General features: G+C 59.5%; 12 protein-coding genes and 2 other annotated features. Of the genes, 8 read left to right on the top strand and 4 right to left on the bottom strand.

Going from position 1 to position 10,194, the window contains the following annotated elements:
* Nucleotides 1-396, top strand: a 396-nt coding sequence (locus L0963_RS17630) for a hypothetical protein (RefSeq protein ID WP_234180939.1), incomplete at its 5' end; no start/stop codon positions are given.
* 407 nt (nucleotides 397-803) lie between these two features.
* Here the strand turns inward: L0963_RS17630 and L0963_RS17625 are convergent.
* The 3 genes from L0963_RS17625 to L0963_RS17615 are packed head-to-tail and all read right to left on the bottom strand — an operon-like array spanning nucleotide 804 to nucleotide 2,860.
* A complete protein-coding gene (locus L0963_RS17625) occupies nucleotides 804-1,004 on the bottom strand; it encodes a hypothetical protein (RefSeq protein WP_234180937.1) in 201 nt (66 codons plus the stop codon).
* Nucleotides 1,005-1,034: 30 nt separating this feature from the next.
* Entirely contained in the window at nucleotides 1,035-1,211 is a 177-nt protein-coding gene (locus L0963_RS17620) for a hypothetical protein (protein WP_234180935.1), read from the bottom strand.
* Nucleotides 1,208-2,860: a peptide chain release factor 3 gene (locus tag L0963_RS17615; protein WP_267960767.1), complete on the bottom strand. Its 1,653-nt coding sequence runs from the start codon at nucleotides 2,858-2,860 to the stop codon at nucleotides 1,208-1,210. The genes L0963_RS17620 and L0963_RS17615 overlap by 4 nt, the downstream gene beginning before the upstream one ends.
* A 535-nt stretch (nucleotides 2,861-3,395) precedes the next feature.
* On the opposite strand from L0963_RS17615, the gene L0963_RS17610 reads away from it, so the two are divergent.
* Entirely contained in the window at nucleotides 3,396-3,986 is a 591-nt protein-coding gene (locus tag L0963_RS17610; protein WP_234180933.1) for a hypothetical protein, read from the top strand.
* 93 nt (nucleotides 3,987-4,079) lie between these two features.
* On the opposite strand, the gene L0963_RS17605 is transcribed toward L0963_RS17610, so the two are convergent.
* Entirely contained in the window at nucleotides 4,080-4,796 is a 717-nt protein-coding gene (locus L0963_RS17605; RefSeq protein WP_234180931.1) for a hypothetical protein, read from the bottom strand.
* Between the two features lie 98 nt (nucleotides 4,797-4,894).
* Nucleotides 4,895-4,948 (top strand) — a sequence feature (sul1 is cis-regulatory element that is thought to sense ions involved in sulfur or methionine metabolism; They are found in Alphaproteobacteria).
* A 137-nt stretch (nucleotides 4,949-5,085) separates the two neighbouring features.
* Between L0963_RS17605 and L0963_RS17600 the strand changes: the two genes are divergently transcribed.
* From L0963_RS17600 to L0963_RS17575, 6 genes are all read left to right on the top strand, one after another.
* Nucleotides 5,086-6,378, top strand: a complete 1,293-nt coding sequence (locus tag L0963_RS17600) for an SAM-dependent methyltransferase (protein WP_234180929.1) — start codon at nucleotides 5,086-5,088, stop codon at nucleotides 6,376-6,378.
* 16 nt (nucleotides 6,379-6,394) lie between these two features.
* Nucleotides 6,395-7,879, top strand: a complete 1,485-nt coding sequence (locus tag L0963_RS17595) for a SulP family inorganic anion transporter (RefSeq protein ID WP_234180926.1) — start codon at nucleotides 6,395-6,397, stop codon at nucleotides 7,877-7,879.
* Between the two features lie 13 nt (nucleotides 7,880-7,892).
* Nucleotides 7,893-8,744 carry a universal stress protein gene (locus tag L0963_RS17590; protein WP_234180924.1) on the top strand — a complete coding sequence of 284 codons (852 nt, stop codon included), beginning with the start codon at nucleotides 7,893-7,895 and terminating at the stop codon, nucleotides 8,742-8,744.
* Nucleotide 8,745: 1 nt separating this feature from the next.
* Nucleotides 8,746-9,084: a TraR/DksA family transcriptional regulator gene (locus tag L0963_RS17585; RefSeq protein WP_234180921.1), complete on the top strand. Its 339-nt coding sequence runs from the start codon at nucleotides 8,746-8,748 to the stop codon at nucleotides 9,082-9,084.
* 8 nt (nucleotides 9,085-9,092) lie between these two features.
* Nucleotides 9,093-9,311, top strand: coding sequence for a cold-shock protein (locus L0963_RS17580; RefSeq protein ID WP_234180919.1), 219 nt, complete (start codon nucleotides 9,093-9,095; stop codon nucleotides 9,309-9,311).
* 73 nt (nucleotides 9,312-9,384) lie between these two features.
* Nucleotides 9,385-10,029, top strand: a complete 645-nt coding sequence (locus L0963_RS17575) for a GAF domain-containing protein (protein ID WP_234180917.1) — start codon at nucleotides 9,385-9,387, stop codon at nucleotides 10,027-10,029.
* 16 nt (nucleotides 10,030-10,045) lie between these two features.
* Nucleotides 10,046-10,101 (top strand) — a sequence feature (sul1 is cis-regulatory element that is thought to sense ions involved in sulfur or methionine metabolism; They are found in Alphaproteobacteria).
* Nucleotides 10,102-10,194 lie beyond the last annotated feature (93 nt).

The following is a 10,194-nucleotide window of genomic DNA, read 5'->3' as shown; positions in this document are numbered from 1 at the left end:
TCCACCATAACGATGAACCCGGTGGCCACCAGCGACGCCGCATTCCGGGGTGGGGCATGCCCCACCCCGGAATACACCATCGCCTACACCGGAAATTACACCACGAGCGCGGACGCTAACGTTTCGGGTTCCGATAAGCAAATCGACGCCTCGATAGCCGAGTTATTTGAGATCGAGCCGGCAGAATTTACCTCAAGTGCCGCAGAGAGTAGGCGTCTCAGTGCGCAACTCCTTCCTCACTGGCAGTTGCGTGTTGGTTATGATGTATGCGGAATATTTCCTAGCGCAACGGTCAGTCTTGGGGATAGACGACACAGCTCGGTGGCGCCCACGGTTCCCCTGGCCGTCCTGCGAGCGCTTATCAGCGCAGTCGTGGACCAGCGATCATGTGAGTGACAGGGGGAGCTGTCTTCTAGCCTTGTCGGTCATGAGCTTCACGACGGCTGTCGGACAATCTTTCTGCCGGGGGGCCACGTTGGACGATGATCCACAGCATCGTTTTTGAGAAATCACAGCGTCGGCAGTGAGATGCCAAGGCAGGAGGTTGATCCTGTTCAACAAGCCCTATCGATGCGCCGGAACTCTGGCCGCGCGATCCGCCGATCCGCCATCGCAGAAACTTGGTGGAGAGTGACGTCTAACAATCGAGGAAGGATGCAACCGGCATCACGGCGGCTATCGGCCACCCGACGCTGCGACCCATGCGGTGGAGTATCGGCGCTGGGATTGGGTAATCTGCAGCCCGGCGAGTGGCGGGCGGAACCGACCGCCGCTCGCAGATGATGATTTGCGATTGGTGTAACTCAAGACTGAGGAGTCAAGGCCAGCAAGGTCCGCACGCTGAGGACGGCGGGATAGCAAGCCTGCTCAGGCCGGCCCTTGTGGATTCTCGCGGCATATTCGTCTGCCGAGCGCGCAGCAGCAGCGCGCGCGGCGAGCGAGCAAGTTTCACTGAAGGCTATCAGCGCCAGTTGATGGCGATGGAAGAGTTCGTTCAGATCCATTGGTTCTCCTTTGTCTATTCCGTACCTGGTTTAGTGGCTGCCGGCTCCACGCTCCTTCCGGCGCTGCGCTTTTGCGATCCGCGCAGCGAGTTCGCCATCGGGCAGTTGCGACAGCGCAGGGGCTAATCGTCTTACGTCGTCGGGGGTGGCGTTTGGCTTCGCCACTAGAACCCGATCTAGCAGGTTTTTCGTGTTCAGTTTCGTCATGTAACCTCCGACGCACGGATGCGTTCGCGGACTGCAAGGAAGCGGACATCGGGCCAATCCTTTTCCAGACGTTCGAGTTCCCAACCGTTGCGTGCGAGAAAGACGAGAGCGTCGTCCCCGTCTTCGGCGAGATTGGCGCGCTGGGTGGCGATGAAACGTTTGCGAAGCGCCTCATCTGCAATGTCGATCCACCTCGCGGTCTCGTACATTGTCGGCTCGAACCCGATGGCGAGGCCGTATTCCGCCTCGGAACGCGTCGAGATCACCTCAAGCTGCAGCGCGCCGACGACACCAACGACCCAGTTGGAACCGACGAGAGGGCGGAAGACGCGCGCTATGCCTTCTTCGGCAAGATCGAGCAGGGCCTTTCGCATCTGCTTGATCTTCATGGGATCATCGAGGCGAACCCGTCGTAAGATTTCCGGCGCGAAGTCGGGAAGGCCGGTGAAGATAATACCGGAGCGCTCGCTTAGCGTATCACCGACGCGCAAGGTGCCATGATTGGGAATTCCGACAATGTCGCCCGGTCGCGCTTCCTCGGTCAATTCACGATCGCGCGCCAGGAAGAAAATTGGGTTGTGCAGACCAAGCTTCTTGCCGGTGCGGCTGTTGCCGAGCTTCATGCCTCGTTTGAGCGTACCCGAGCACACCCGCATGAAAGCGACACGATCGCGATGGTTGGGATCCATGTTTGCCTGCATCTTGAAGATGAACCCGGAAACATCGCAGGCTGACGGCTCTATTGGCTCGGGCAATGCCGGTTGCGGCTGCGGCGGTGGCGCATGACGGATCAACGCCGAGAGCAGCGAGCCAATGCCGTATTTGCGAAGCGCACTGCCAAAATAGACGGGAGTGAGATCCCCACACTGAAATGCCGATGATGAGAAGCCGGGACAGGCCTCGGCCGCGAGCGCTGCGTCTTCGAGCAACGAATCCCGCGTCTGTTCGGCGATGCCGGTCAGCAGTCTCGGGTCATCGAGCCCGGTCACGTCGATGACGGTGGGACAGAGCGCGCCCCCGATCTTGTCGACCAGCCAGGCGCGTTTCTCTTCGAATGAGTAAAGCCCGCGAAACATGCCGCCCATGCCAATCGGCCAGGACATGGGAACCGTATCGAGCGCGAGCTTGTCGCCAATTTCATCGAGGAGCTCGAAAGGCGAGCGGCCTTCGCGGTCGATCTTGTTGATGAATGTGATGATCGGGATATTGCGTAGACGGCAAACCTCGAACAGCTTGAGCGTCTGGGCTTCGATGCCCTTCGCCGCATCGATCACCATCACCGCACAATCTACGGCGGTCAGCGTGCGATAGGTGTCTTCCGAGAAATCCTCGTGGCCTGGTGTATCCAGCAGGTTGAACCGGATGCCCTCATGCTCGAAAGTGATGACCGAGCTCGTCACCGAGATGCCGCGCTGTTGTTCGATGGCCATCCAGTCCGAGCGCGCGCGGCGCCTGTTGCCCTTGGAGAAAACCTCGCCTGCCTCCCTGATGGCGCCGCCTTCGTGAAGCAGCTTTTCCGTCAGCGTGGTCTTACCGGCGTCCGGGTGTGAAATGATGGCGAATGTGCGTCGGGCGAGGGGTTGTATTCCGGCAGTGTTCGAGCCCGCGCTCTCCGGAACGAGTGACGTTGATGATTGATCGATTAACATCCATGTCTCCTGCAGAGACTTGCCGCAGGCATGCAGGGGACTGACCGGCCTTGCGGCCGGGAGACGCTGGTTATCTCGCGATTCGGCCGGAGCCTGGAGATATTCAGCGTCGCCGGCTGCATGCCGTCGAGGCCAAGACCTCCGTGTTTCGCGAGAATCCGTCTAAATGATCGGAAACCCGATCCGGTGATGCACGATCGCCGGAAAAGTGGTGCCTAAGTAATGCAATCCGGCCGTAATGTCACCCCATCACCAATCGAGGGCTACACAAGGCGGCTTGCAGAGCCTATGGGCTCGCCAACGGATGCCGTTTTGGCGCGAAGCGCACGCTTCACAATTTCCAGCATAGCATCCCGGTCGAAAGCTTGCGCAAGCGCTCGAGACACGGCTCGGACAATCGTCCTTGCGTGCTCCCGGGAGTTCGCTCCTGGCAGCAAGCTCGAAACCGGGGGTATCGCCAGGGAAACCCGATAGTGGGGGTTTGCCGCCAGTCTCGTTCGCCTGCCGTACACATGGTCTGCGAAGGAGATTACTATTGCTCGGTTCCACCGCCCCCGTTTCAAGCACCAGCCGAGTTCCGGTGCGCAGAAGCACCGACGAAACCTACCGGCACTACCGGTTAATCGCTGGCCAGAGAGGAGATGGATTCTCCGCGGTCGCTTACGCTGGAAAAACCTGTGTCTTCACAGGAAGTGGGTCGGATCTCGATGGCGCGCTCGATGATCTGAAGAGCCAGATCGACCGTGATTTCGAAAGCAGGGCCAAACGTCGCGAGGGCAACCTTCCATCCCCTGAAGAACTCGAACTGGCGCTGGCTCTGGCTTCGCGCACGATTACCGGACCACTGCACCATCTTTTGGAAGTCTTGCGCGACGGACCCGAGGTTTCGCCTCAGCAGATTCAGCGTCGATCGGGAGCCGAAGAAGATGCGTTGATCCGCGACCTCGTGCGATTGGCAAGGGCCTTGGCGGACATCCTTTCAGTGCCGCTGCCCAAGGGAACCGGAAGCGCTCCAGCGGCGCTCGACCTCATCGCCGAGACGATAGCTCTCAACGGCGATGCAGATGAGCCTTGGCGATTTCGGGGGGCTTTCGTCACTGCCGCAGAAGCCCATCTCGCCCGCTGACGGCTGCAGTGTCGCTTCGGTATTACAATCCGTCTGCCTGCTGCGTTGACTGGTCGCACTCTGCCGGGCCTGAAAATGACTTAAGTCATAGCTTCACGGTCTACGACCGAGATAGATTAGGTTGAAGGCAGGTTCCTCCCGATACGGAGTGGGAAACTCCACCCGCTCGATCCGGACATCTCGCAAGCTGCCTTGCATCGCTGCGACAAAGCCCTGATCTTCCGCATCGGTGGACCACAGGCCAAGGACACCATCCGGTTTAAGCTTCTGCACGATCGTGAAAATGGCCGTTTCACTGTAGAAGCTGGCGCTCGCATCGTCGATGAAATGTTTGGTCGAATGATCGATGTCGATCAGGATCGCGTCATGCAGCTTGTTCGGGGCGCAGGCGTCGAAGCCGCCCGCCTCCGCGGCTAGCGCGAAGAAATCCCCCTGTTGCAAACGGCATCGTGCATCGCCCGCCACGGCCTCTCCCAGGGGCAGCAGGCGTTGCCGGTGCCATTCGATCACTTCCGGGATCAGCTCGATCACTGTTAGCCGGCCGACCCGGGGATCATTGAGGGCGGCCTGGGCTGTATAGCCAAGGCCGAGCCCGCCTACGACAACGTCGAGCGCGTCGCCATCGGCCATCGCGAGTGCCAGATGGGTCAAGGCGATCTCCCCCTCGACGAATTGGCTCGACATGAGATAGCCGCCGTTGAGCTTGATTTCCCATATGTCTTCGCCGTCGGCGTGCAGCCGCCGGCGCCGCAGCACCAGCTCGCCAATAGGCGTCTCCCGCCAGTCGATTTCTTCGAACATCGTGGTCATCCAAGACAGACTAAACGCTTCGCAGATATTTGACTTGCAAGAAATTGCATGTTCGCACTTGCGGCAGGAGCGGAACTCGCGTACCGGCACCGTCATCCGCTGGACTCGGTTCTGCCGAGTGGCTCGGCCCGGCGCCTATCCCCGGGGTAACCGCAAACCAGGCAGCGCGATCGCGATCGACACGAGATCGCCTCGCAGCGCCTGTCATTCATCTTCGGCATGTTTCTTCGGACGACTCGTTTCGGCGCGTCTGCCGGCTCGTCATGCTGAGCTAATGGGGGTTATATAGATGGCGAGCGTGTTAGCTCACAACAATCAGCACAATCAGGCGTTCATTCATCCTCCGCGCGTGCTTGCCGCATTGATCGAGAAGATCGTGCAGCGAGGCACCTTGTCCTTTCTCAGCAGTCGCACCGGACAAACCTTGCGCTTTGGCGACGGCACGGGGCCGGAGGTCGTAATTGGCGTCACTGCGGAAGGCGCGGCGAAGATAGCGGCTAATCCGGATCTCGCGCTCGGCGAAGCGTATATGGACGGCGCGCTGACCATTGTGTCCGGCGACATACGATCCTTCTTCGACGTAATTTTCCGGAACCAAGAGGCGGCTGCCTTTTCCAGGACGACGGCAGGAACTCTCAAACTACGCATCCTTCGCGCCATGCAACAGGCCAATAATCGTGCTGCATCGCGCCGTAATGTCGCGCATCATTACGATCTGTCCTCCGATCTCTACCGCCTGTTTCTAGACGATGACCTGCAATACAGCTGCGCGTATTTCGCTAGGCCAGACTACTCGCTCGAAGAGGCTCAACTAGCGAAAAAGCAACATCTGATCGGCAAGATGCTTCTCAAGGACGGGCACTCGGTATTGGACATCGGTAGCGGTTGGGGCGGAATGGCACTCGAAATCGCGCGCGCGGCCGACGTCGAAGTTCATGGTGTCACGCTTTCCGAAGAGCAGTTCGCCATCGCCACCGAGCGGAGCGCCGGAACCAAGGTCCGCTTTGCACTCACGGATTATCGCGATGTGACCGGAAGCTTTGACCGGATCGTCTCCGTCGGAATGTTCGAACATGTGGGGGTGCCGAACTACGACGAGTTCTTCGGAAAAGTTGCAAACCTGCTTGCTGATGATGGCGTCGCGGTCATCCATTCGATCGGTCGCAAGGACGGGCCGGACATAACGAACCCCTGGATCGCCAAATACATTTTCCCTGGAGGCTATATCCCCGCGCTGTCGGAGGTACTGCCCGCGATCGAGCGGTCCGGGCTATGGGTGACGGACGTAGAAATTCTGCGACTGCACTACGCCGAAACACTGGTTCACTGGTTCAGACGCTTCTCGGATCGTCGTGAGGAAATTGCAGCACTCTATGATGAGCGTTTCTGTCGCATGTGGGAGTTCTATCTGGCGACCAGCGAATCCGCTTTCCGCGCGCAGGGGCATATGAACTTCCAGATTCAGCTAGCAAAGCGGGCCGATGCTGTGCCGTTGACCCGCGATTACATCACCGATCACGATCGCAAAAGCCGAGATATTTCAAGATCATCGGTCAACGATCGCGAACTGTCTCTCGTTTAAGTTTACCGGGGTATTCATGCCAAACATGCAATCTATCAAGCGAGAGTGGTTATCGAACCCCCGAGGAGACGTTCTCGCGGGTATCGTCGTTGCGCTTGCTCTCATTCCCGAAGCCATCGGCTTCTCAATCATCGCCGGCGTCGATCCGCGCGTCGGCCTCTATGCCTCGTTCTCCATTGCAGTGATCATCTCACTAGTCGGCGGCCGGCAGGGCATGATCTCGGCCGCGACCGCCGCGATTGCCGTTCTGGTGCTGCCGCTGATCCGGGACCACGGCGTCGATTATCTGTTCGCCGCCACGATCCTGATGGGCGTGATCCAGCTTGTTGCTGGCTTCCTGCGCCTGAACATGCTGATGCAATATGTCTCGCGCTCCGTCATTACCGGTTTCGTCAACGCACTGGCGATCCTGATCTTCATGGCGCAATTGCCCGAACTCACGGGCGTGCCGATGCTGACTTACGCTTTGGTGGTGGGCGGTCTCGCGATTATTTACCTGTTCCCTTATCTGACCAAGGCAGTGCCCTCGCCGCTGGTGGCGATCGTCATTCTCACCGCACTGGTTTACTACACAGGCTTCAATGTCCGTACCGTTGGAGACATGGGCGAACTCCCGTCTTCCCTGCCAGCCTGGCTGATCCCGAATGTACCATTCACGCTGGAAACACTCCAGATCATCCTGCCTTACTCGCTGACCATGGCAGCGGTCGGCCTGCTCGAATCCATGATGACCGCCCAAATCGTCGATGATCTGACCGATACCCCATCCGACAAACAGCGTGAGATGAAGGGACAGGGCATCGCTAACTTCTTCACCGGCTTCCTGGGCGGCATGGGCGGCTGCGCGATGATCGGACAGTCGGTCATCAACGTAAAGTCGGGCGGTTTTACGCGCCTTTCGACCTTCATGTCCGGAGTGGTCCTTCTATTCCTCATTGTCGTTCTGGGACCGATAGTAGCCGAAATCCCAATGGCCGCACTCGTTGCAGTCATGATCATGGTCTCGATCGGCACCTTCTCATGGCGTTCGCTCAAGGACATCCGCCACCATCCGTGGCAGTCATCCGTGGTGATGGTCGTGACTGTGGTGATCGTGGTGTGGACGCACGATTTGGCGCAGGGCGTTCTTGCCGGTGTGATCCTGTCGGGGCTGTTCTTCGCCAGCAAGGTGAAGCGCATCTTCACGGTGGAGTCGGAGCTTTCCGCCGATGGCCTCTCGCGGCGCTATAACGTCTCCGGCCAGGTTTTCTTCGCTTCTTCGGAAAGCTTCGTCGAAGCGTTCGACTACAAGGAAGTTCTGGACCGCGTTGTGATCGACGTGTCACAAGCCCACTTCTGGGATATTTCGGCGGTGGGTACGCTCGACAAGGCGATCCTGAAATTCCGCCGTGAGGGTACCGAAGTCGAAATGGTCGGGCTCAACGAAGCCAGCGCTTCGATGATCAATCGTTTCGCAATACACGACAAGCCGGGCGCTGAAGCGCAACTCGGCGGGCATTGAGAGGATCAGCACTATGGAACACGTCCTCGCATGTATTGATGCGTCGAGCTACGCCGACAGCGTTTGCGATCTTGCCGCATGGGCTTCCGAGCGTCTGCAGATGCCGGTGGAACTGCTGCATGTGGTTCAGCGCAGCGATGCGGTTGCTGCCCGCCACGACTTGTCCGGCGCTATCGGGCTGGGAGTGAAAACCAGCCTGATGGAAGAGCTGGTTGAGCTGGAGGCTGCCGACGCGAAGCTCAAGGTGGAACGCGGCCGCCTGCTTCTGGCCGCAGGCGATAAGCGCCTGCGCGACGGCGGTGCTTTCGACGTTCGCACGCTCCATCGTCACGGCGGCATCGTCGAGACGATCCTGGAACGCGAAGAAGGCGCCCGCGTGGTGGTGATCGGCAAGCGCGGCGCCAGCCATGAATTCGCCACCGGTCATATCGGATCGAAGATCGAGCGGGTGGTGCGTGCCAGTACCAAGCCGGTGTTGGTGGCGTCGCGCGAATATGCAGAGCCGCGCAATATCGTCTTTGCCTATGATGCCAGCCCCGCCGCCGACCGGGCGCTGGGCCGACTTGTCGAGTCCACCCTCTTCACCGGCCTGCCCGTCAACATCGTCATGGCCGACACGGACAATGAGGCTCACCGGCGTGCGCTGGACGGTGCCGCAGCGCGTCTTGGTGCGGAGCGGGAGATTACGACAACGCTCGAACGCGGTAAGCCCGAAGCGGTCATCGCCAAGGTCGTCGAACAGACCTCGGCGGCCATGCTGGTTATGGGTGCCTATGGCCATTCACCCATCCGCACCCTGATTGTCGGCAGCACCACGACGACAATGATTCGCACCGTCCATGTGCCGGTGCTGCTCGTGCGGTAACATGGCGCTCGACTTTGCTCGCTTTCGTGAAAAGCTCCTCGCCCGGCGCGAGGAACTTCTCGCCGAGGACCAGATGTCGCAGGCCGACCGCGCACCCGTGACTCTGGATCAGGATAGCGTGGGTCGGCTTTCGCGCATCGACGCGATGCAGGTCCAGGCGATGGCTCTTGCCCAGGCGCGGCGCCGGCAAACCGAACGCGCCGCCATCGATGCCGCGCTGCGGCGCATCGACGAAGACGAATTCGGCTACTGCCTTAAATGCGGCGATGAGATCGCGCCTGCCCGGCTCGAACACAATCCTGCCGTCACGACCTGCATCGAGTGTGCAAGGGAGAGCTGAACCCAGCCATGCCATCCGGAACCGTCAAATATATCGGCCCCGATGGCGACTGGGCCTTCATTTCGCGCGATGACAAGCAGCCGAAGGTCTTTCTGCACCTTTCCGAGGTCGAAAAAGCCGGTTTGGAAGCCATCAAGAAAGGCCAGCGTTGGAGCTTCGACCTGAAGGAAGGGAGAGATGGCCGAATGTCGGCGACCAATCTCGAATTCCTTGGCTCGGATCGCTAGCCCGTTAAGATCGACTTTACCCCGCAATGCTATTCTCAACCGCGATTTGTAAATTGCGTGACCGAGATGGGCGATGCTGCTGCTTCAGAAGACGATTTTAGAGATGATCGCCCGTGGCGATCCTCTGAAATTGACCATGGAACAGCTTTGCCTTCAAATCGAAGCGCGAATTCCAGAGGCGCTCTGCTCGATCGTTGCAACGGATGTAGCCGGGTTGCTGCAGACTATCGCTGCCCCTGGTCTGTCGGACGAATTCAAAGCTCTGATTGATGGTGTGCCAGCGGGGCCGATGGCAGGATTGTGCGGCTCGGCCGTCTTTCACAACCAGCCCGTTTCTGTAACCGACATTGCAACTGACCCCCGGTGGGAGATTGTCCGGCCCGAGGCGCTTCATGCCGGTCTTGCCGCCTGCTGGTCGAATCCGATTGTCGGCAGCAGCGGCATGGTGTTGGGCGCATTCGCCCTATATTTCCGGGAGGCACGGGGACCGAGCGAGGTAGAGCAGGAGATCGTCCGGGCCTGTCTGGACTTGGCCGCGATCGCTTTGGAGCGTCAGGCGCGCGTCTATCGACTGATCCCTGCGCTTCTCAGAGCCGGGATGCACTGCTCGACGCCGTTCCCATGCGCTCTACGCCATGAGTTCCATCCCGCGAACAGCGTGATTGGCTTCCTTTCGGGGGGGCTTGCCCCACTTGCATGCTCGCATCAATCTGGATAGGATTTCTCCCAATACGCTAGGATCCGGTGAAACTCCGGATGGCTATCCCGGCCGCTTATCCGCCGGGCCACCATAGCGCCGACGCACACCGTCGTGCCTTATATAACTGCGGACAATCTCATTTCCGACCGTCTGTGGTCGCTAGGCGGCGTGTCGTGCCGATCA

Origin of the sequence: Sphingopyxis sp. NFH-91 (assembly GCF_021401285.1) — a bacterium.
In the GTDB taxonomy this organism is placed as follows: Bacteria; Pseudomonadota; Alphaproteobacteria; order Sphingomonadales; family Sphingomonadaceae; genus Sphingopyxis; species Sphingopyxis terrae_A.
This window is presented reverse-complemented; position numbering and strand designations above follow the sequence as displayed.